Genomic DNA, 20,376 nt, shown 5'->3' on the forward strand with positions numbered 1-20,376 from the left:
GAATTGAGTAAAAATTACACGGCAGAAGAATTTGCTAAGAAATTCAGCATTAGCAAAGGCCATGTTTATGAACTTATAAAACGTGGTCAGATATCAAAAGTTCCTAATTTAGGTAAAACAATAAGAATACCTTCAAGGGAACTAGAAAAAATGAAAGCGACATCTAACAATCTTTTATACCTACCTGAAAGAGTTGAAGCTGTAAAAACCTCGTTAGGTACTATTAGAAAAATTAAAGGTAAGGATTTATACGTGCTTGTTGATGTAGTGAAAGCTTTAGGAGTAAATAACTCATATAGGATAATAAGAACCATTGGAAATGATTTTGTTGCTAAATTAACTACAGATGAAGCGAGAGATCTAGGACTTTTTGCAAACCAAACTGGAATACTCCTAATAAGTAGTACAGGTATAAAACTATACAGTTCTAAATGCAGAAATAGAGTTGTGGTGGAAAATTTCATAAAAGAATTAATTGTAAATGCTCAAGCTCCAAAAGGATTAACAGCTCCAATAGAAGTTAAAGAAAAAGAAATCGGTAATACTCAATCTGCATTACAGATTTTTGAAGGGCAAGAAGTAGAAATAATTGAGGTTACTGGTGAGATTTTATTTGAACTTTATTCAACGGGTATGGCTCTTGGTCAAATTAAGAAAAATTCAGAGGGTAGATTGTACCCTAGGAAAGAGAGAATAGACGGAAATATCATAAGTGCTGGTATAAAGCCACGTGTCCATAATGGACACAAATATCTAACCGAACCTATGCTCTATGATTTTATGCTAGAAGCTAAAACACAAAAATGCAGACCTTTTAGAAATTGGGTGACTAATGATGTTCTTCCTTCTATTCGTAAAACTGGCGCTTACACATCAAGAAATGTGGAAATAAAATCCGAGTATAGAGTCCTAGATGATACGTATTTAAATTTCAGTGCAGATACTGTGAAGTTAATGATTAAGGATTTACGTAATTCAAATTTAGGAATGCTTGAAAAGGTTAGGATGAATAACAGATCTATTGCTAAACTTGAAAGTTTACTGGAAGGAGGAATTTAACAATGGACGAATTATTAGAGCAGATTAAAGGATTAAAAGAACTCATTTTAACTAGACCGGAGCCAAAGCAGATGTACAGTGTTAAAGAATTCTCTGAGCTAACATCTATAAGAGTACCAAGAGTAAGAGAACTGTGTAACATTAAAGGATTTCCTTGCACAAGGGATGAGAGAAAAATATATGTTCACAGAGAAGCTTTTGAATGGGTCAAGGAAAGAGAAGAGCTTCCAGAAAATAGATAGTGCCGCAATGGCTAAAAAGTAAAAGGAAGGTGTAATAAATGAGTGAAACAATTAGAGCTCTAAACCAAAGAATTGACGAACTTTTAGCAGGTAATAAAAAGCTGTCAGAATTACAGTATGAAAAGACTATGGAAATTTATGAATTACAGAAAAAGATTAATGAACTTGAAGCAACTATTAATGAAATGTCAGAGAGAATATTGGACTTGGAGGCGTGTAAATAATGGAACCATGGCAATTTAAGGAGGTGAAAATGTATGACAAGAAAATATGATGTTGGAGAAATAATGACTTTAGAAGAAGCAGTTATATTCCAAAATGAAGGAGTAGCAATAGTTGTTACAGATGGTAAGTTTGTTGAAGTTTATGTTGAGGAATAAAAAAAGAGATCCTTGTAAAAAGGATCATAGAGAAAGTGTTGTAGCCTTATTCTACTATGGAATGAGGGTAAAAGTCAAATTATATAGGGGGTCTTGAATAGTGGGTAGATTAAAGAAAATAGCTTATCCCACAGAAAATAATGATTTTATATATGTACCTAAAAGAATAATAGAGCATTTAACTAAGAAGTGCATTATTACAAAGCAAACTATAGTCGGGATAGGAAAAATAGTAATTGAGTATAAAGCTAAAAATGGCAGCAATCATGGTGTAATGGAACTCTATACTATGGGGCCAGATGCACCTAAAAATGAAAACAAAATTTAGGAGGAATTTTAATTATGAAAATTACAGCAGAATTTGATTCAATTATGGAGGTATTGGAATTTGCCGATACGTTCGGAAGTAAAAAATTAGGAGCTACAAAAGGAGAAATTGGAGCAAAAACAATATCAGAAGATGCAGAACTAACTAAACCAGTTCAATTGCACTCACCTGAGGTAACGCCAGCATCAATTACACCACCTGTACAGCAAGTGCCACCAGTTGCTCCGGTACAAATCACACCACCAATACAACCAGTAGCTCCACAATATACGCAACCAGTACAGCCCCAGCAGACACCGCCACAGGCTCAACAAATACCACAGCAGAATGCAGCTCCACCAGTAGCACCGGTTCAGACAACAACTCAATCGTATACCATGGAACAGCTTGCAGTAGCAGCTACACAAATTGTTGATGCCGGACACAGAAATGAACTTGTATCCTTGCTTGCAAGCTTTGGAGTACAGGCATTAACAGCATTACCAAAAGAACAATACGGGGCTTTTGCAACTCAACTTAGATCATTGGGGGCAAAGATATGATAAAAAAAAATGAAACTAGAGCACATGCTTTGTTATCTGCAAGCTCTGCCCATAGGTGGCTTATATGTACACCTTCAGCAAGACTTGAGGAAACTCTTCCAGATAGTACAAGTGAAAATGCAAAAGAAGGTACTCTTGCCCATGCCATTGCAGAGTTAAAGCTTAGAAAATACATTGAACCAATGGGGCCGCGAACTTTTAACAACAGAATTAAGAAATTTAAAGAAGATCCTTTATTCCAGGATGAAATGCTAAGACACACTGATACTTACATGGATTACATTTCTGAAGTAACCTATAGTTTTTCTTCTCCACCATACATTGCGGCAGAGAAAAAACTTGATTACAGCGTGTATGCTCCGGAAGGATTTGGAACAGGTGATTGCATTATTATAGGGGGAAATACCCTTCATGTAATTGACTTTAAATACGGAAAAGGTGTGCCGGTATCAGCGGAAAGTAATCCTCAAATGATGCTGTATGCCCTTGGAGCCTATGAGGAAGAGAAAATATTATTCAACATTCAACAAGTCAAAATGACAATTATTCAGCCTAGACTTGATTCAATTTCAGAATTCTCTATACCTATAAAGCAGTTGTTAGACTGGGGCGAAAGCATAAGACCTATAGCTGAAAAAGCTTTTAATGGCGTAGGAGATTATATTCCAGGAGATCACTGCCAATTTTGCAGAGCAAAGGCAATCTGCAGGGCTGCTAAAGATAAAAATTTATCTGTAGAAGTTTATGAAAACAAAATGCCGCCACTTCTTACAAATGAGGAAGTAGGGCAGATTCTTGAGAAAGCTAAAAGCATAAAAAGCTGGGTTACAGCCCTTGAAAAATATGCTTTAGGTGAAGTTTTAAAAGGAAACGATATTTCAGGTTGGAAAGCTGTTCATGGCAGAAGTGTAAGGCAGTTCATTAACACAGATGAAGCATTCAAAGTGCTAAAGGATAACGGTACAGATGAAGCTATGCTTTATGATAAAGTGCCGCTGTCTCTTGCAAAAATCGAAGAACTAATAGGAAAACCAAAGTTTAAAGAACTTTTATCCGACAAGGTCAGTAGTCCACCTGGAAAACCGACTCTTGCACCATTAAGTGATAATAGAGAACCAATTAAAAAAGTAAGTGCAGCAGATGTTTTTAAAAATGAAGGGGGAGTAATTAATGAATAATCAATCGAATCAAACAAGCATTGTAACAGGAAAGGTAAGACTAAGTTTTGTACACCTATTTACACCTTATGCCCATCAAGTAGGTGCTGAACCTAAGTATAGTACAACTATCTTAATACCTAAAACAGATATAGCTACAAAACAAAGGATTGACGCAGCAATTGCAGCTGCTATACAGCAAGGAGTTACTGGGAAATGGAACGGTACTCGTCCTCCACAAGTTAAAAACCCAGTTTGGGATGGTGATGGAGTTCGTCAAAATGGTGAACCTTTCGGCACAGAATGCAAGGGACACTGGGTTTTAACAGCTTCATCTAACCAACAGCAAGAAATCATTGACATTAACATGAATCCAATCATAAATCAAACAGAAGTATATTCAGGAATGTATGCAAGAGTAAGTACTAATTTTTTCCCTTATTTTAATAGCGGCAATAAAGGTGTAGGATGTGGATTAGGTCCAGTACAGAAATTAGAAGATGGTAAGCCACTTGGAGGACGTATTTCAGCAGCATCCGCCTTTGGTGATGCACCTGTTCCTGGTGGGTATACTCCGCCAGCTGCACCACAAACACAATATCAACAGCCAGCACAAAGTTATCCACCACAAAACTATAATCAGTCACAAGTGCAGCAGGGATATCCACAGCAAGTACCACCTCCAGCATATCAGACACCACAACAGGCAGTACAAATAGATCCAATCACCGGGAGGCCAATTAACGGTGGTGTGATGGGTATATGATTCATCTAAGCATAGATATTGAAACTTTTAGCAGTATTAATTTAGGAAAGGCTGGACTATATAAATATGTCCAGTCCCCTGATTTTGAGATTCTTTTATTTGCTTATTCCTTAGATGGTGAACCGGTTCAAATAGTAGACCTGGCACAGGGCGAAAAGATACCATTTTCTATACTTCAAATGCTTGCAGATCCCAGAGTAATTAAACATGCATACAATGCACCGTTTGAATGGTACTGCTTAAATAAATTTTATTATTCACCTTTAGAGCAGTGGCATTGTACTATGTTTCATGGCCTATATTGTGGATACACAGCAGGACTTGCTGCTACAGGAACAGCTTTAGGACTTCCTGAGGATAAAAAGAAAATGGGTATAGGTAAAGCACTTATAAGATTATTCTGCTTGCCATGTAAGCCTACAGCTAAGAATGGACACCGTACTAGGAATATGCATTATCATGAACCTGAAAAGTGGAATTTATTTAAAGAATATTGCAAACAGGATGTAGTTACTGAAATGGAAATTGAAAATAGACTATCAGCATTTCCAGTATCTGACCAGGAACAAAGATTATGGGAACTGGATCAACGTATGAATGCTGACGGTGTTAAGGTTGGCCAGGAACTTATTGAAGGTGCTTTATATTGCCACCAAACTATTACAGATAGTCTTATGGAGGAAGCAATCAGTTTATCAGGACTAGATAACCCTAAAAGTGTGCAGCAGCTGTCAAAGTGGATAGAACAGGAAACTGGAGAAGAAACAGCAGATCTTACTAAAGAAACAGTTAAAAGTCTTATAAAGATCACAGATAATGATGTAGTAAAGAGAATGCTTGAAATAAGGCAGGAACTTTCAAAGACAAGTGTTAAAAAGTATACAGCCATGAAAGAAGCAGTATGCCTTGATGGAAGAGTAAGAGGACTATTACAGTTTTATGGAGCTAATAGGACCGGCAGATGGGCCGGAAGAATTGTACAGGTACAGAACCTTCCTAGAAGTTATATTGAAACTCTTAGTCATGCAAGAGATTGTGTTAAGGGTAGAAAGATAGATGCTTTAAAACTTATATATGGAAGTGTTCCAGATACTCTGTCACAGCTTATAAGAACGGCCTTTGTACCTTCTAAGGGTAATTTATTTGTAGATGCAGACTTTAGTGCTATTGAAGCAAGAGTAATAGCCTGGCTTGCTGGAGAACAGTGGCGTATTGATGTATTTAACTCACATGGAAAGATATATGAAGCTTCAGCAAGTCAGATGTTTGGTGTTCCTATAGAACTTATTAAAAAAGGTAATCCGGAATATGCTTTACGTCAAAAAGGTAAAGTTGCGGAGCTTGCACTAGGATACCAGGGTGCATCCGGTGCACTTATAGCTATGGGCGCCTTAAATATGGGACTTACTGAAGAAGAACTTCCGGAGATTGTACGCAGATGGAGATCGTCAAATAAAAGGATAGTGGACCTTTGGTACTCTATAGAAAATGCTGCTATCTCAGTTATGAAAACAGGCCAAGCGGCAGGAGTTAAAAATATAATTATTGCTCATGAAGGAGACTATGCTACCGGACAGGACTTTTTAACTATTACACTTCCAAGTGGTAGAAAACTATTCTATGCTAGACCTTTTATTGCTCAAAATGACTGGGGGAAAGATTCAATTCAGTATCACGGTATGAATCAGAATACTAAGAAATGGGAAACAGTACCTACTTATGGTGGCAAATTAGTGGAGAATATCGTGCAGGCTATAGCGAGAGATTGTCTAGCAGAGAATATAAAAAGATTAAGTGAACTAGGATATAAAGTTGTATTTCATGTACATGATGAAGTTATTATTGATTGTCCTAAAGAATATGCAGATTTAGATAGAGTGTGTGAAATAATGAGCCAGCCTATACCATGGGCACAGGGACTTCCATTAGGTGCAGATGGATTTACAGCTGAATTTTATAAGAAAGAATAGTTCGACCACTGATTATAGGTCGAACTAGATGGGTAGATAAAATTGTACTTTGATAATTGAATAATGCGGTGTTTATAGAATAAACTTCTAATATATTTTATCGGTAATAATGGACGATATAGAATATTATGGTATAATTTCTATATGAATTAAGCTAAAAGTATAAGATATTATCTAGCAGTTATTATAGATAATAAATACTTAATTTATAGGTAGTGGTATAGCCGAAATTAAATATAAGGAGAGTTAATGGATGAAGAAAATAGGAATGATTGGTGGTCTTGGACCCGAATCAACTTTAGATTATTATCGCCTAATTATTGAAAAATATCGTAATGAAGTAAAGGATGGTAGCTACCCTGAAATATTGATTAATAGCATGGATATGAATATTCTTTTAAGTTTTGTTGAGAATAAACAATGGGACAACCTTGTAAATTGCTTAATTAAAGGTGTCGAGATACTCTATAAAGCAGGTGCAGATTTTGGATTCATTTCATCAAATACACCACATATAGTATTTGAAAGAATTAAGGAGTTATCTCCTATTCCATTAATAAGTATTGTTGAGGAAACATGTAAAAATGCTGAGGCGTTAGGAATAAAAAAGATTGGCCTAATTGGGACTAAATTTACAATGGAGAGCAATTTTTTTAAGAAAGTATTTGACAAAAGTAATATAAAAATTATCGTTCCAAAAGAAGAAGAACAGGATTATATTCATCATAAACTAATGACTGAAATTGAATTTGGAAAGTTTCTTGATGAAACACGTAATGGATTACTTAATATTGTTAAAAGGATGATTGATGAAGATTCAATAGAGGGATTAATTCTTGGTTGTACAGAGTTGCCATTAATTCTTACAAAAGATGAATTTGGTATACCATTCCTTAATACTACAAAAATTCATGTTGAAAGTATTATTAAAAATTGTATTAAGGAATCTTAATTGATTTACAAAAGTAAAATTTTATTTATATATAATATTTATTAATAGTGAAAATTAAATATTTCATAAAACACCGTATTATTCAAGAATTCTACGGTGTTTTTGTTTCGCCATTCAAAATTAGGGCGAAGGAGGTTATATCAATGAAAATTGTACTTGTAAGGGAAAATGGTAAAGTTAGAATACTTGAAGGTAATGGTCAAGTGAGCGGAAATATATTAGCTATGAGAACTAGACTTACGAGTGGAGATATAAAATACTATGAGTTAGATTATGAAGAACGAGTAGGGTGCCCATTGGCAGGATATATAGCTGCGCTAAATCAATGCCCTGAGTTATTAGATAAATCAGATCTAATTAAAGCAATAGTTTAAGTCATATTTCAAGAATTTAGCTGTAACAAACATCTTATATGTGATGGGAGGAGGTGATACTCCAATGTTAATAAATGATAGAGAGATAACAATATCAACAGCAGGGAGCAGGAAAGCCACAGTATGGACACCTCAGAAGTTATTTATATCTGAGTTTTATGAAAAACTTAGAATACCTGTAAGAAGTCCTGAAAGTTTAGCTGAATATTTATCCTATCCTAAAAGTAAACAGGATAATCTTAAGGATGTAGGGGGCTTTATAGCTGGTACTCTTGAAGGAAATAAAAGAAAAGCTGGAAGTGTAGTAGGCAGAGATGTAGTTACTCTTGACCTTGATAATATACAGCCAGGAGGGACTAATGATGTTCTATGCAGAATTGATGGTCTTGGGTGTTCAGTAGCAGTTTATTCTACACGTAAGCATGAGGAAGCTAGGCCAAGGCTAAGAGTATTAATACCTTTAGATAAAACAGTCACAGCAGATGAATATGAGCCTATATCACGTAAGCTTGGGCAGATAATAGGAATAGAACTTTGTGATCCTACAACCTTTCAAGCTTCAAGATTAATGTATAATCCTTCATGCTGTAATGATAGCCAATATATATTTCAATACTGGGATAAACCTTTTATAAGTGCTGATGGGGTACTTGATAAATATACAAACTGGCGTGATGTAAATGAATGGCCAAAGGTACCAGGAGAAAAGCAGAATCATCAAAAGTTAGCAGCAAGGCAGGAAGATCCTACAACTAAAACTGGAGTTATAGGAGCCTTTTGTAAGACTTATGATGTGTATAAGGTAATAGAATCTTTTATTCCAGGAATATATGAACCATGCGACGATAATTCAAACAGATTTACCTTTACAGGTGGTAGTACTGTAGGTGGTGCTATTGTATATGAAAATGGTAATTTCCTGTATTCACATCATGCTACGGATCCGGCAGGAGGAAAGCTTTGTAATGCCTTTGACCTGGTAAGGTTTCATAAGTTTGGTGAAATGGACGACGAATCAAAGCCGGATACTCCTGTGAATAAATTGCCTTCATATAAGGCCATGTGTGAGTTTGCTGTAAGTGATCCTTTTGTGGCCACGCTTATTAATCAAGAGAGATATGAAAAGACAACTGAAGCTTTTTCTCAGCCTGTAGAAGACAGCGAAGGGGAGCTTGCAAATTGGATAAGTAAATTAAAGTTGAACTCTTCTACAGGAGCGCCGCTTAAAACTACAGCTAATGTACGTGTAGTTTTAGAGAATGATCCACTGCTAAAAGGAAGGATTCGTAAAGATACTTTTGCAGACCATATATTAGGCGAAGCACCGTTTCCATGGGGGATACGTGAAAAAGAAAATGGTGTATTCCTCTGGACAGATGATGATGACTCTGGTTTTCGTGAATACATTGAAAAAATACTCGGCTTTCGGTCAAGAGAAGTTGTAGATGATGCTCTTAAAAATCATTCTAATGCAAATGGATTTAATTCTGTGGTGGATTACTTAAAGGGCCTTGAATGGGATGGTGTTCCCAGGCTTGATACATTGTATATTGATTATTTAGGTGCTGAGGACTGCGCTTATATGCGTACAATAACACGTAAGGCCTTTGTAGCAGCTGTGGCTAGAGTTATGACTCCAGGGTGTAAATTCGATTACATGACAATTGTATGTGGTAGACAGGGTATAGGTAAAAGTACTTTGTTTTCAAAATTAGGTGGCAAGTGGTTTTCAGATAGTATAAAAACTTTTGAGGGCAAGGACGCAGCAGAACTTCTTCAAGGTATATGGATAGTGGAAATTGGAGAACTTGAAGCTTTTAATAAGACTGATATTAAGGCAGTAAAACAGTTTTTGAGTAAATGTGATGACCAGTATCGTGCTGCTTATGCTAGGAAAACAGAAAAACATTTAAGGCAGTGTGTATTCTTTGGAACAACAAATAATCACGAGTATCTTAGTGATCCAACAGGTAATCGTAGATTTTGGCCAGTAGATACAGAAATACAAAAGCCAACTAAAAGAGTATTTGAGCATTTGGATGATGAAGTAAATCAAATATGGGCAGAAGCAGTATTAAGATGGAGATTAGGAGAGCCTTTAATATTATCACCTGAAATGGAAGAAGAAGCAGAAAAGAGAAGAACTACGCATTTAGAAAGGGATCCATTGCAGGGGCAAATAGAAGCCTTTTTAGATAGAGCGATACCACATGATTGGCAAAAATGGAGCCTGGAGCGAAGGCGTATGTTTTGGGGAAACGGAGTTACTGATACCTTGGAGCTGATACAAAGGGACAGAGTGTGTGCAATGGAAGTATGGAAAGAGTGTCTATGTGAGATCAGGAATATGTCTAAGGGAGAAGCGCACAGAATAAATGCTATTTTAGAAGTTTTACCTGGATGGGAAAGAGCAGGAACGATGAGATTTGGTGCAAATTATGGAAAACAAAAAGGGTTTAGACCAGTTTCAATTCGCAAAAATTAGTGTCAACTTTCTTGAAAAAATGTCAACTTTCTCAAAGGAAATTATTTTTAATGTGTCAACCAAGGCAACTATAAAAACTAATGAAAGTTGACACTTTGGTTGACATGAAACCCATTGGTATTACTAACTTATAGATATATGTCAACTATGTAACTATGATTTCTATATAATCAATATAAATAGATATAATAGGTAATATATATATGCCTAATATGCCTACGCGTATATATGTATAGGGGTATATGGTGAGAAAGTTGACATTTTATAAATTTCACTTAGGTAGGTGTGATAATTGAGAGAAAATGTAATTGAAAGTTATTTAGTTAAAAAAGTTAAAGAAGCAGGTGGCAGGGCATATAAATTTGTTTCACCTGGCAATGCTGGAGTACCGGATAGATTAGTTTTACTTCCAGGAGGAAAAATCGCTTTTGTAGAATTAAAAGCACCAGGTAGAAAACCTACAGCCCTTCAAACAGTGCAGCAAAAAAGAATAAGTGATTTAGGATTTAGAGTTTATGTGATAGATAATAAAAAAGCTGTAGATAATTTCATATGGCGCGAGGAGAGAATGTGATGGCAAGTAAAAAAGTATATAGAGTTAAAAAAGAGCATATTAAAGAAATACCTAAGAACAGTAATGTTTTTATATTAAATGCATTTACGTGTGGGTATGTCTTTGTAAGGGTAAAAGATAGAAAAGAAGTGTATATGATATCTACGACTGTTACGAAGAAAACTATGAAAATTGAACTTATAGAAAATATTGAGATAGTAGGGTGATGGTGTATGAAATTCATACCACATGCGTACCAAAGATACTGCATAGACAGGGTATTAACGGATAAAGCAATAGGATTGTTCCTTGACATGGGGCTTGGAAAAACAGTTATAACACTTACTGCAATAAACGATTTAAAGTATAACAAGTTTGCAATATCAAAAGTACTTGTTATAGCGCCAAAGAAAGTAGCAGAAGCAACATGGGCAAAGGAAGCTGAAAAATGGGATCACTTAAGAATGCTTAGAGTTATTTCAGTACTTGGGCCAAAGACTAAAAGGATAAGAGCAATTAATACACCTTCAGACATTTATGTTATCAATCGTGAAAATGTACCATGGCTTGTAGAATATTATAAAAATGCATGGCCATTCGATATGGTGGTTGTAGATGAATTCAGCAGCTTTAAAAATCATCAGGCCAAAAGATTTAAATCACTTACATGGGTTCGGAATCACATTGATAGATTTATAGGACTTACTGGAACACCGGCACCTAACGGACTGCTTGATATATGGGCGCAGATTTATTTACTGGATGAAGGTAAAAGACTTGGAAAAAGAATAACACATTTTCGTGAAAGATATTTTCAACCGGATCAGAGAGATAGAGACCATGTGTTTAGTTATATGCCAAAGCCGGGAGCCAATGAAACTATACAGGAACTTATAGGTGATATATGTGTAAGCATGAAAGCAGAGGATTATTTGGAGCTTCCGGATTGCATCACAGTTACTACACCAGTAATACTGGACAGCAAGGCTAAGAAATCTTACGAAAAGCTTGAAAAGGAAATGCTTCTTGAGGTTGATGAATCAACAATTGATGCAGGAACAGCAGCAGTACTTACAAATAAGCTTTTACAGCTTTGTAATGGTGCTGTGTATGATGAAAACAGAAACATAGTTGAGATACATTCGTGTAAGATTGATGCATTCCTGGAGCTTGTAGAAGGACTTAATGGGCAATCAGCATTAGTATTTTATAATTTCCAGCATGACCTTATGAGAATAAAAAAGGCATTAGAGGGAATGAAACTTAGAGTTAGACAGCTTAAAGGTCCACAGGATGAAGATGACTGGAATGATGGAAAGATTGATATACTACTAGCCCATCCTGCCAGCTGTGCATATGGCCTTAATCTTCAAAGAGGGGGTCATCATGTTATATGGTTTGGACTTAATTGGAGCTTAGAATTATACCAGCAAGCTAATAAAAGGCTTCACAGACAAGGCCAAAAGGATAAAGTTATAATACATCACCTTGTTGTAGATGATGGAGTGGATCATGACGTTATGATGGCACTGGAAGATAAAAGCGGAACCCAGGATAATCTTATGAATGCATTAAAAGCTAGAATTAAAAAATATAAGGAGTAGGAGGTCGACAGTATGGAACAAAATATAAGCGTTGATGAAGCTGTAAAAATTGGGGTAAGAGAAGGTATAAAGTATATAAAAGAACAGGAATACTATAAGACTAAAAAGAGATACGACAGAAGGCTTAGGAATACTAGGCTGCTGCTTAAACATTATAGAGGTTTGAAAATCCACGGGAAAATAACTGATAGTTCTGTAAATGCAATATATGAGGATAATGCGATAGATGTACTGGATGACATAGAGGCTATAAATGATGAAGAGCAGTATATTCAAGCATTAAGTAGAACTAAGAAGAGAACGTTAATTATAGTTGGTCACATAAATAAAGCCATGAAGTATTATGAATCCGTATGTAAAAGTGAAGGAAAGGCTAAAGAGAGAAGATTTAATATTATTAAATATATTTATGTAGATGTCTGCAAGGATGAGGTAGCGCCAACTTACGAGGAAGCAGCGGAGCATTTTAGTATTACTGTTAAAACCATTGGGAGAGATGTGAGAAACGCTATTGAAGATTTAAGCATATTATTTTTCGGTATAGACGGAATAAGGCTTTAAAAATGTCCTTGTCAAAATGGTATTAAAGCCAGTAATAGCGCCAAAGTTTATAATTTTTATGTCTGAAAAAATGTCCTTTTTAGTGGGATTGACGTACCTTTTATAATATGATTTAATAGTATTGTGTAAAATTGTAAAAAATAATACATCTTGTACGAAAAGGCACCTGTAACGGGTGCTCTTTTATTTAAAATATATTAACTTATATTTAATATATATACATAATTTGGAAATTAAATATTAACAATAATTAGATATTATGTAAGTGTAGTTTCTTTCTCCATTTAAATAACTAATATATAAAAAGGCACTTGGTTAATTCTAGGTGTCTTTTTATATAACATATTGTAGAAAAATGTAATAAATATTTACAAAAATAGAATAAAAGAGTAATATTAAAGAGTACTGTAGACATATATGGTACCCCTGTTATTAAGCACTGGTAGAAATACCGGTGCTTTTTCTATATTCAAAAATAAGGAAGGTGATAATAATGTATAACTGGTGTATGCAGCATCCTTGGATGACATTCTTTATATTACTAGCATTGGCTAATTCTATAGGACATTGGTTCCATAGCAATAAGAAAAGCGATTAACAGTATGTGTAGAATAGTTCGACAAAACCAACACGAACAACCAATTAGGGCAGGTGAGGTGATGTGCCTAGACAAAGAAGTCCGAGCAGGGATAAGGCATTTGAGATTTACAAAGAGAATAATGGGAATATTGATTTAGTAAAGATTGCAGAGACTTTAAATCTTTCACCCGGGACAATAAGAGGATGGAAAAATAAAGACCAATGGGATGACAAATTGAACGGAACGTTCCAAACAAAAGTTAAAAAGAATACGGAACGTTCCAAACGTAAAAAAGGTGGCCAGCATGGAAATAAGAATGCAAAGGGTAATTCAGGAGGAACAGGTGGGCCACCTAAGAATAAAAAGTCAGAAACTCATGGCTTTTTTTCTAAGTATCTTCCTGAGGATACTTTTGATATTATCCAGGAGATAGAACAGAAAGATCCTTTAGATATCCTTTGGGAAAATATTAATATCCAGTATGCAGCTATTATAAGAGCTCAAAGGATTATGTATGTTAAAGACAAAGAAGAAATGATTAAGGAACTTAAGAAGCAAACTCGTGGTGATACCTCAGATACAGATGAATATGAGTTCCAGTTTTCATGGGATAGACAGGCAACCTTTTTACAGGCTCAATCAAGGGCCATGACAACGCTTGAAAGGTTAATTAAGCAATATGATGAATTGCTTAATAAAAGTCTTGCTACAGAAGAACAGAAGGCAAGAATTGAGGTTCTTAAGTCTAAGGTACCAGGTAAAGATAAACTTAATATTCAAGGTCAACTTAATGCTATTGCTGAATTAATCAACAAGCCGCAGGAAAGAGAACCTTTGGATGATGAATAATTGTATAAGATAATATTGCATAAAGTTTGTATAAATTATGGGATTTTAAATATTTATTCATAAAGATGGCTTTAAAGTGGCTAAAATAGGTCGTTTACAATGTATGAACTGCAATAAATTTTGATTTGACGCAGTTGGGAGGATGATAAACTTGATTAATTACGCACCTTTAACAGGTAGACAATCAGAATATATAAAGAACTCAGTAGATTCCTGGCTGTCTGTACTTGAAGGTGGTAAAAGAGCAGGTAAGAATATTATTAACCTAATTGCATATTCAATGTGCTTAGAAGTTCATCCGGATAAACTGCATCTGGTAGCAGGGGTAAGTCTTGCAGCAGCTAGAATGAATATCATTGATAGTAATGGCTTTGGACTTAAGTATTTGTTTGATGGTAGGTCAAGAGAAGGTAAGTATGAAGGTAAAGAAGCCTTATTCATTGAAACAAACACAGGCGAAAAAGTAATTATTATTGCTGGTGGAGGTAAGGCCAATGATGCGGCAAAGATAAAAGGTAACTCTTATGGATCTGCTTATCTCACGGAAGTTAATGAGTGCAGTCAATCTTTTGTTCAAGAAGTTTTTGACAGAACTTTATCCAGTAGTAAAAGACAAATATTCTTTGATTTAAACCCTATGCCACCTAGTCATTGGTTTTATAGAGATATACTTGATTATCAGGATCAACTTAAAGAGAATGGTGAGAATCCTGGTTATAGCTATGCTCACTTTACCATATGGGATAATCTAAGCATAAAGAACGATAGGCTTAGAGCAGTATTAAAGCCTTATGATAAGTCCAGCCTTTGGTATCAGGCTGATATACTAGGTAAAAGAACAGCAGCTACAGGGCGTATTTATACTGGGTACAGCTATAAAGAGGTTGTAATAACAAGAGATTATATCAAGGATAAGAAGTTTATTCAGTTTAGTATTGGTATAGATATAGGTGGTACTGATGCCACAGTTGCAACGCTAACAGGGTATACAGTAAAGTATGGTGAAATAATAGAGCTTGATGGGTATTACCATAAACAAGGCAAAAGTAGTGGTTATACACATGACAAATATGCGAAAGAAATAGTTGACAAGATTGAAGAATGGATAAAAACATACCCATCTTTTTTTATTGGCACAATTATATTTTGTGAAAGTGCTGATAAGCTGTTTAGACAAGCACTTAGCAATGAATTAAGGCGTAGAGGTATAAACATTCAAGTAGTACCTTCGTACAAGAAAGAGGGCATTATTGACCGTATCAGATTAGTTAATATATTAATTAATCAGGGCAGATACAAAATAATGCAGCATTTAAAACCATGGATAGAAGCTATAGAAAATGCAACCTGGGATGAAAAGAAAAGAACTGAGGGCGAATGGGTGCGTACTGATGATGGCAGTTACCCCGTTGACTGTTTAGACAGCTCAGAATACAGCATACAACCTTTTAAGAAGAGATTGGAGGTGTAAGAATGGGGTGGTTTAAGAATATGATAATGAAAATGTTAAATGTAATGCCTGCACCAGCTTCACCAATTACTATACAGGAACCTTTAAGTTTTGAAGCCACTGTATTAAGAAATAGAATCTGGTATAGAGGTGAACCTAGTGAATTAGATCAGTTCTTTAAGAATACAGTAATTGACCTGGTAAGTAGATCTAGGTTTTGGGCTGCGGTACCTAGTGCAAAGCTAAACATAAGAAAAATGCACAGTGGTATGCCTTCTATAATCGTAGAAGCTTTGGCAGACATAGTTATAAGTGGAATAAATACTATAGAAGTTAATGACGAAACACAAGACGCTATTTGGCAGGAGATATCAGAAGATAATAAATTTGATAAGCTTATTAAAAATATGATAATTGATACTCTTGTAACAGGTGATGGTGCTTTTAAAATTACAATAGATACCGACCTTACGGAATATCCTATATTAGAATTCTATAGTGGTGAGAAAGTAGATTACACTGTAAAACGTGGCAGAATACAAGAAGTTATATTTTATACGGATTATGCTGCTAATGATAGGAATTATAGGCTTGTAGAAACATTTGGGTATGGGTATATAAGAAACCAGTTGCTAGATGAAAGAGGAAAAGAAGTACCTTTAATTATGGTGCCAGAACTAGCAGGTATGCAAGATGCAACATTCGACAAAAGCTTTATGATGGCTGTACCTATTAAGTTCTATGATTCTCCTAAATGGGATAACAGGGGTAAAAGCATATTTGATAATAAAACGGATGCATTTGACGCATTGGATGAAATAATAAGCCAATGGATTGATGCCATAAGAGCAGGAAGAGTTCAAAAGTATATTCCTGAAGATTTATTACCTAAAGATCCTAACAGCGGTAAAATAATGCAGCCTAATCCATTTGATAATCAATTTATTCAGTTAAATGCAACTTTCAGTGAGGATAAACCAGGGACTACAACCATGTTGCAGCCAACAATTAATTATGCTGCATTTGTCGAAAGCTATGCATCTGCGGTAGATATGTGTCTACAAGGGATAATATCTCCGAGTACATTAGGCATGGATCTTAAAAAGAGAGACAACCAAGTTGCACAAAGAGAAAAGGAAAAGACAACTTTATATACTAGAAGTAAAATAATAGAAACTTTATCTGAGGTTATTCCAATGGTAATTAATACATCAATAAAGGCTTATAATTCGTTGAAAAGTATGGCTGTAGGTGGTGATACAGAAGTAACTTTAGATTTTGGTGAGTATGCTGCACCTGACTTTGAGAATAGAGTTGATACTATAGGTAAGGCGAAGCTTAATGGGATAATGAGTGTAGAACAATGTGTTGAGCAGCTATATGGTGATACATGGACAGAAGAACAAAAAGCTGAAGAAGTCTCAAAGCTGAAAGAAGAACAAGGATTAACTACCGTAGATCCACCTGCAGTAAATGGAAGTGATAATCTTCCGGCTGATACAACTCTTACTGGCAATCAAGATAATCTGCCTAAGGGTGAATAATCATGAGTGGAAACAATGATAGTTACAGCCTAAGAGAAATATTTCAGCAAATGGAACTGGACCTTATAGCTTCACTTAAGAGAAACTTTTATAGGCATAAGAATGAAGAATTAAAAGAAGGTTTTCAGTGGGAACAGTGGCAACTATCCAAACTTAGAAATATTGAAAAGTACCGCAAGCAGAATGAAAAGATTGTTGGTAAGTATAGTGATCCTATACAGAAGACTATAGATGCAGTATTGCAGGAAAGCTATAAAGCTGGAGAAAACAGAGTAACAAAGCTTATAAATCAAATAAAAAACTGGTTAGGCAAATATAGAAGGAAAGAAGCAGTAATTGAATTTCCTAGTGATATTCAAAGAAGCTCTAGCCCACAAGGTATGGAAAAGTTAAAGGATATAGTATCAAGGGTAATGAATAAACCTAAGAATAATCCACCTCCGCAGGAAACTAACTTCTTTGGTATGAATGATAAAAAGCTTAAAGCTCTTACAGATTCAGTGCAGCATGATATTAATGTGGGCCAACATTCTGTTTTAAGAAAAATGGATGATGTGTATAGGCAGACAATATTTAAAACACAAGTATTTATGCAGAGTGGAGCTACTAGTTTAAATCAGGCTATTGATATGGCTACTAAGGACTTCTTAGACGCAGGTATTAACTCAATAGTATATAAAGATGGCAAGAGAGTAAATATTGCCGCATACGCTGAAATGGCTCTAAGAACAGCAAGTCAAAGAGCAACTTTTTTAGGTGAAGGCAAGAAGCGTGATGAATGGGGATTGCATTTAGTTGTTGTGTCAGCTCATGCTAATACATGCAAACTTTGCTTACCATGGCAAGGCAAAATCCTCATAGATGATGTATTCAGTAGCGGAAGTAAAGCTGATGGTGATTATCCATTACTTAGTGAAGCTATGAAAGCAGGACTTTTACATCCTAACTGTAGGCATACATTAGCGACATACTTTCCAGGTATAACAAAACTACCTGAGGTACCTGATGAAGATACTTCAACCAGTAATTATAAAGCGGAGCAGCAGCAAAGGGCCATTGAAAGAGAAATAAGAAGATGGAAAAGGCGAGAAGCTGGCTCTTTAGATCCTAAGAATGTAAATACGGCCAGTGATAAGGTTAAGGAATTACAAGATAGATTAAGACAACATCTAAGGGATAATCCAGAACTTAGAAGAGATTATAGTCGGGAAAAAGCGAGGTGAGATAAATGATTAAGACAATTATTCTTGATCTAGCAGGATTATTTATAATTGGTTCAGCTATTTATGATATGTATGTAAAGCATGATATTAAGAAAACTAATGCTAGTATTAAACAGGTGAATGAAGAATGTAAAAAATGGATAAAAGAGAATACAAATTCAAGCGAGGTGAAGTAAATGGATGAGGAGTTAGATGTTAAAATTGATAAGATAATTAGATTTAAAAAAGGAGAATGCATAAAAGTATCTGTAGAATTATCTAAAATTGAATCTAAGCAATTGAAAAGTATAAAAGATTTCCTTGATACTATGTTCAAGGAAATCAAAGAATTATTTTGAATTCTTATTAATTTTATTACTAAATTCAATAAGAGAGTTTAATTTTTGTGGATCCTCCATCATAACTGGAATTAGTTGTTCTAAAAACTTTTCTTCTGGAGAGGTTTTATTATTATTGGCTATCTTGTCTGCTAATACAGATATGACAGAAGTGTCTGTAGATGATTTTGATATTTTAGAATCTAAATCTTTAATGTTATCTTGTATTACAAATAGTTCCTGTAAAATTTGAGAGTTAAAAGTTTTCGATGAATCTTCATTTACAGAGGAAGTACTGTCTGTAAATGAAATAGAGTTAATAGTTTGAATAAGTCTTTCTTTTAATTCATCAACAGAATCTAGGTCAGTTAAATCATAATCAAAAGTTCTAATTGCGTATACATCAAAAGGAATAGAATCACTTTTGTCCTTTAAATGTATTATAGGTTTATTTAAAGCAGTTCTATAGCCAATTTCATAAAAAGCGTTTGGATTATGCTCTGTTAAATCGGCAATGACTAAATCGGATTCTGTTAGATGTTTTAGAATAGTTTCAGTTATGGAATCACTTGAGTTTAAACTGTCTACTCTAATAGGTTCATCAAAACCGCATTCATTGCATACAGGAGCAATAACGTGTTTTAAAAGTTTATCAGATCGCTTACGAGTATCACTACCATCATTACCAATAGGACATACAATAAAACATTTTTTCATAAATACACCTTCTTTCAATGACATTTTATCATATTAAAACATAATTTTACAATTATTTTAAGTCTTAGCAATAGGGCTTTTTTATTTTGTCCTAAATAAGACTTTAAACTGTTTAAATTCATATGAAAGGAATGATTTATAAGTGAATAAAGAGCAATTTATAGCACTAGGACTTACAGAGGAACAGGCTAAAAAGGCAGCAGAAGCTTCTACAGAGGAGTTGAAGTCTTATGTTGAAAAACAAAAGTTTGATACTGTTAGTGAGGAAAATAAGAACCTCAAAACCACCGTAAAGGAAAATGCAACTCAACTTGAAAACCTTAAAAAGTCCGCTGGAGATAATGAAGAACTTAAAAATCAAATAGCTACATTACAGGCTGATAATGCAACTAAAGAACAGGAATATCAAGGACAACTTAAGGATTTACAATTAAGTAATGCTATTAAGTTATCTATAGCTGGTAAGGTACAGGATGAAGGTATAGTTTCAGGACTAATAGATAAATCAAAGCTAATTTTAGGTGATGATGGAAAAGTTACTGGACTTGATGAACAGTTAAAAGGACTTCAAGAAAGTAAAGCTTTCTTATTTAAGCAAGAAGATACAACCAATACTACTATACCAGGTTTTAAACTTGGAGCAGATGGCAGTGGTAGTGGTGGTGCAGCAAATATAAATACTCAGCTAGATGCTATATTTGGAAATGAGACTAAATAGTAAAG

At 34.9% G+C, this 20,376-nt stretch carries 24 protein-coding genes; 23 read left to right on the forward strand and 1 reads right to left on the reverse strand.

Going from position 1 to position 20,376, the window contains the following annotated elements:
* The first annotated feature begins 3 nt into the window (after nt 1-3).
* From CLOPA_RS24090 to CLOPA_RS24740, 22 genes are all read left to right on the forward strand, one after another.
* Nucleotides 4-1,059, forward strand: a complete 1,056-nt coding sequence (locus tag CLOPA_RS24090; RefSeq protein WP_015613928.1) for a BRO family protein — start codon at nt 4-6, stop codon at nt 1,057-1,059.
* Between the two features lie 2 nt (nt 1,060-1,061).
* Nucleotides 1,062-1,301, forward strand: coding sequence for a helix-turn-helix domain-containing protein (locus tag CLOPA_RS02645; RefSeq protein ID WP_015613929.1), 240 nt, complete (start codon nt 1,062-1,064; stop codon nt 1,299-1,301).
* Nucleotides 1,302-1,339: 38 nt separating this feature from the next.
* Entirely contained in the window at nt 1,340-1,525 is a 186-nt protein-coding gene (locus CLOPA_RS02650; protein WP_015613930.1) for a hypothetical protein, read from the forward strand.
* Nucleotides 1,526-1,558: 33 nt separating this feature from the next.
* Nucleotides 1,559-1,681, forward strand: coding sequence for a hypothetical protein (locus CLOPA_RS26370; protein ID WP_015613931.1), 123 nt, complete (start codon nt 1,559-1,561; stop codon nt 1,679-1,681).
* A gap of 100 nt (nt 1,682-1,781) precedes the next feature.
* Complete coding sequence (locus CLOPA_RS02655; protein WP_015613932.1) at nt 1,782-2,009, forward strand: hypothetical protein; 228 nt, start codon at nt 1,782-1,784, stop codon at nt 2,007-2,009.
* Between the two features lie 14 nt (nt 2,010-2,023).
* Nucleotides 2,024-2,551, forward strand: a complete 528-nt coding sequence (locus CLOPA_RS25755; RefSeq protein WP_015613933.1) for a hypothetical protein — start codon at nt 2,024-2,026, stop codon at nt 2,549-2,551.
* A complete protein-coding gene (locus CLOPA_RS02665; protein ID WP_015613934.1) occupies nt 2,548-3,729 on the forward strand; it encodes a DUF2800 domain-containing protein in 1,182 nt (393 codons plus the stop codon). The genes CLOPA_RS25755 and CLOPA_RS02665 overlap by 4 nt, the downstream gene beginning before the upstream one ends.
* Nucleotides 3,722-4,474 (forward strand): DUF2815 family protein, encoded by a 753-nt coding sequence (locus tag CLOPA_RS02670; protein ID WP_015613935.1) that lies wholly within the window; start codon nt 3,722-3,724, stop codon nt 4,472-4,474. The genes CLOPA_RS02665 and CLOPA_RS02670 overlap by 8 nt, the downstream gene beginning before the upstream one ends.
* Nucleotides 4,471-6,444, forward strand: a complete 1,974-nt coding sequence (locus CLOPA_RS02675) for a DNA polymerase (RefSeq protein WP_015613936.1) — start codon at nt 4,471-4,473, stop codon at nt 6,442-6,444. Before CLOPA_RS02670 ends, CLOPA_RS02675 begins: the two co-directional genes overlap by 4 nt.
* A 253-nt stretch (nt 6,445-6,697) precedes the next feature.
* Entirely contained in the window at nt 6,698-7,396 is a 699-nt protein-coding gene (locus tag CLOPA_RS02680) for an aspartate/glutamate racemase family protein (RefSeq protein ID WP_015613714.1), read from the forward strand.
* A 143-nt stretch (nt 7,397-7,539) separates the two neighbouring features.
* Complete coding sequence (locus CLOPA_RS02685) at nt 7,540-7,770, forward strand: hypothetical protein (protein ID WP_015613937.1); 231 nt, start codon at nt 7,540-7,542, stop codon at nt 7,768-7,770.
* Nucleotides 7,771-7,834: 64 nt separating this feature from the next.
* Nucleotides 7,835-10,255, forward strand: coding sequence for a virulence-associated E family protein (locus tag CLOPA_RS02690; protein ID WP_015613938.1), 2,421 nt, complete (start codon nt 7,835-7,837; stop codon nt 10,253-10,255).
* A gap of 292 nt (nt 10,256-10,547) precedes the next feature.
* Nucleotides 10,548-10,829 (forward strand): VRR-NUC domain-containing protein, encoded by a 282-nt coding sequence (locus CLOPA_RS02695; protein WP_015613939.1) that lies wholly within the window; start codon nt 10,548-10,550, stop codon nt 10,827-10,829.
* Nucleotides 10,829-11,035, forward strand: a complete 207-nt coding sequence (locus CLOPA_RS02700) for a hypothetical protein (protein WP_015613940.1) — start codon at nt 10,829-10,831, stop codon at nt 11,033-11,035. Before CLOPA_RS02695 ends, CLOPA_RS02700 begins: the two co-directional genes overlap by 1 nt.
* 6 nt (nt 11,036-11,041) lie before the next feature.
* Nucleotides 11,042-12,412 (forward strand): SNF2-related protein, encoded by a 1,371-nt coding sequence (locus CLOPA_RS02705; protein ID WP_015613941.1) that lies wholly within the window; start codon nt 11,042-11,044, stop codon nt 12,410-12,412.
* Between the two features lie 12 nt (nt 12,413-12,424).
* Nucleotides 12,425-12,973, forward strand: coding sequence for a hypothetical protein (locus tag CLOPA_RS02710; protein WP_015613942.1), 549 nt, complete (start codon nt 12,425-12,427; stop codon nt 12,971-12,973).
* 661 nt (nt 12,974-13,634) lie between these two features.
* A complete protein-coding gene (gene terS, locus CLOPA_RS02715) occupies nt 13,635-14,402 on the forward strand; it encodes a phage terminase small subunit (RefSeq protein WP_015613943.1) in 768 nt (255 codons plus the stop codon).
* 142 nt (nt 14,403-14,544) lie between these two features.
* A complete protein-coding gene (locus CLOPA_RS02720) occupies nt 14,545-15,873 on the forward strand; it encodes a PBSX family phage terminase large subunit (RefSeq protein WP_431602565.1) in 1,329 nt (442 codons plus the stop codon).
* A gap of 2 nt (nt 15,874-15,875) precedes the next feature.
* A complete protein-coding gene (locus CLOPA_RS02725) occupies nt 15,876-17,396 on the forward strand; it encodes a phage portal protein (RefSeq protein ID WP_015613945.1) in 1,521 nt (506 codons plus the stop codon).
* Between the two features lie 2 nt (nt 17,397-17,398).
* Nucleotides 17,399-18,619, forward strand: a complete 1,221-nt coding sequence (locus CLOPA_RS02730; RefSeq protein WP_015613946.1) for a phage minor capsid protein — start codon at nt 17,399-17,401, stop codon at nt 18,617-18,619.
* 5 nt (nt 18,620-18,624) lie between these two features.
* Complete coding sequence (locus CLOPA_RS24735) at nt 18,625-18,795, forward strand: hypothetical protein (protein WP_015613947.1); 171 nt, start codon at nt 18,625-18,627, stop codon at nt 18,793-18,795.
* Complete coding sequence (locus CLOPA_RS24740; protein WP_015613948.1) at nt 18,796-18,957, forward strand: hypothetical protein; 162 nt, start codon at nt 18,796-18,798, stop codon at nt 18,955-18,957.
* On the opposite strand, the gene CLOPA_RS02735 is transcribed toward CLOPA_RS24740, so the two are convergent.
* Nucleotides 18,949-19,653, reverse strand: coding sequence for a nucleoside 2-deoxyribosyltransferase (locus CLOPA_RS02735; RefSeq protein ID WP_015613949.1), 705 nt, complete (start codon nt 19,651-19,653; stop codon nt 18,949-18,951). The two genes, CLOPA_RS24740 and CLOPA_RS02735, sit on opposite strands and share 9 nt — an antisense overlap.
* A 142-nt stretch (nt 19,654-19,795) precedes the next feature.
* Here CLOPA_RS02735 and CLOPA_RS02740 point away from each other — a divergent pair, with 142 nt between their 5' ends.
* Nucleotides 19,796-20,371 carry a phage scaffolding protein gene (locus tag CLOPA_RS02740; RefSeq protein ID WP_015613950.1) on the forward strand — a complete coding sequence of 192 codons (576 nt, stop codon included), beginning with the start codon at nt 19,796-19,798 and terminating at the stop codon, nt 20,369-20,371.
* The last annotated feature ends 5 nt before the right edge of the window (nt 20,372-20,376 follow it).

This window comes from Clostridium pasteurianum BC1, from assembly GCF_000389635.1.
GTDB classification, from domain to species: Bacteria; Bacillota; Clostridia; order Clostridiales; family Clostridiaceae; genus Clostridium_I; species Clostridium_I pasteurianum_A.

Excerpts from the sequence above, each read along its gene's own strand:
- CLOPA_RS02645 (WP_015613929.1), top strand. The coding sequence starts at position 1,062 with ATGGACGAATTATTAGAGCAGATTAAAGGATTAAAAGAACTCATTTTA.
- CLOPA_RS02650 (WP_015613930.1), top strand. The coding sequence starts at position 1,340 with ATGAGTGAAACAATTAGAGCTCTAAACCAAAGAATTGACGAACTTTTA.
- CLOPA_RS26370 (WP_015613931.1), top strand. The coding sequence starts at position 1,559 with ATGACAAGAAAATATGATGTTGGAGAAATAATGACTTTAGAAGAAGCA.
- CLOPA_RS25755 (WP_015613933.1), top strand. The coding sequence starts at position 2,024 with ATGAAAATTACAGCAGAATTTGATTCAATTATGGAGGTATTGGAATTT.
- CLOPA_RS02665 (WP_015613934.1), top strand. The coding sequence starts at position 2,548 with ATGATAAAAAAAAATGAAACTAGAGCACATGCTTTGTTATCTGCAAGC.
- CLOPA_RS02670 (WP_015613935.1), top strand. The coding sequence starts at position 3,722 with ATGAATAATCAATCGAATCAAACAAGCATTGTAACAGGAAAGGTAAGA.
- CLOPA_RS02675 (WP_015613936.1), top strand. The coding sequence starts at position 4,471 with ATGATTCATCTAAGCATAGATATTGAAACTTTTAGCAGTATTAATTTA.
- CLOPA_RS02680 (WP_015613714.1), top strand. The coding sequence starts at position 6,698 with ATGAAGAAAATAGGAATGATTGGTGGTCTTGGACCCGAATCAACTTTA.
- CLOPA_RS02685 (WP_015613937.1), top strand. The coding sequence starts at position 7,540 with ATGAAAATTGTACTTGTAAGGGAAAATGGTAAAGTTAGAATACTTGAA.
- CLOPA_RS02690 (WP_015613938.1), top strand. The coding sequence starts at position 7,835 with ATGTTAATAAATGATAGAGAGATAACAATATCAACAGCAGGGAGCAGG.
- CLOPA_RS02700 (WP_015613940.1), top strand. The coding sequence starts at position 10,829 with ATGGCAAGTAAAAAAGTATATAGAGTTAAAAAAGAGCATATTAAAGAA.
- CLOPA_RS02705 (WP_015613941.1), top strand. The coding sequence starts at position 11,042 with ATGAAATTCATACCACATGCGTACCAAAGATACTGCATAGACAGGGTA.
- CLOPA_RS02710 (WP_015613942.1), top strand. The coding sequence starts at position 12,425 with ATGGAACAAAATATAAGCGTTGATGAAGCTGTAAAAATTGGGGTAAGA.
- CLOPA_RS02720 (WP_431602565.1), top strand. The coding sequence starts at position 14,545 with ATGATAAACTTGATTAATTACGCACCTTTAACAGGTAGACAATCAGAA.
- CLOPA_RS02725 (WP_015613945.1), top strand. The coding sequence starts at position 15,876 with ATGGGGTGGTTTAAGAATATGATAATGAAAATGTTAAATGTAATGCCT.
- CLOPA_RS02730 (WP_015613946.1), top strand. The coding sequence starts at position 17,399 with ATGAGTGGAAACAATGATAGTTACAGCCTAAGAGAAATATTTCAGCAA.
- CLOPA_RS24735 (WP_015613947.1), top strand. The coding sequence starts at position 18,625 with ATGATTAAGACAATTATTCTTGATCTAGCAGGATTATTTATAATTGGT.
- CLOPA_RS24740 (WP_015613948.1), top strand. The coding sequence starts at position 18,796 with ATGGATGAGGAGTTAGATGTTAAAATTGATAAGATAATTAGATTTAAA.
- CLOPA_RS02735 (WP_015613949.1), bottom strand. The coding sequence starts at position 19,653 with ATGAAAAAATGTTTTATTGTATGTCCTATTGGTAATGATGGTAGTGAT.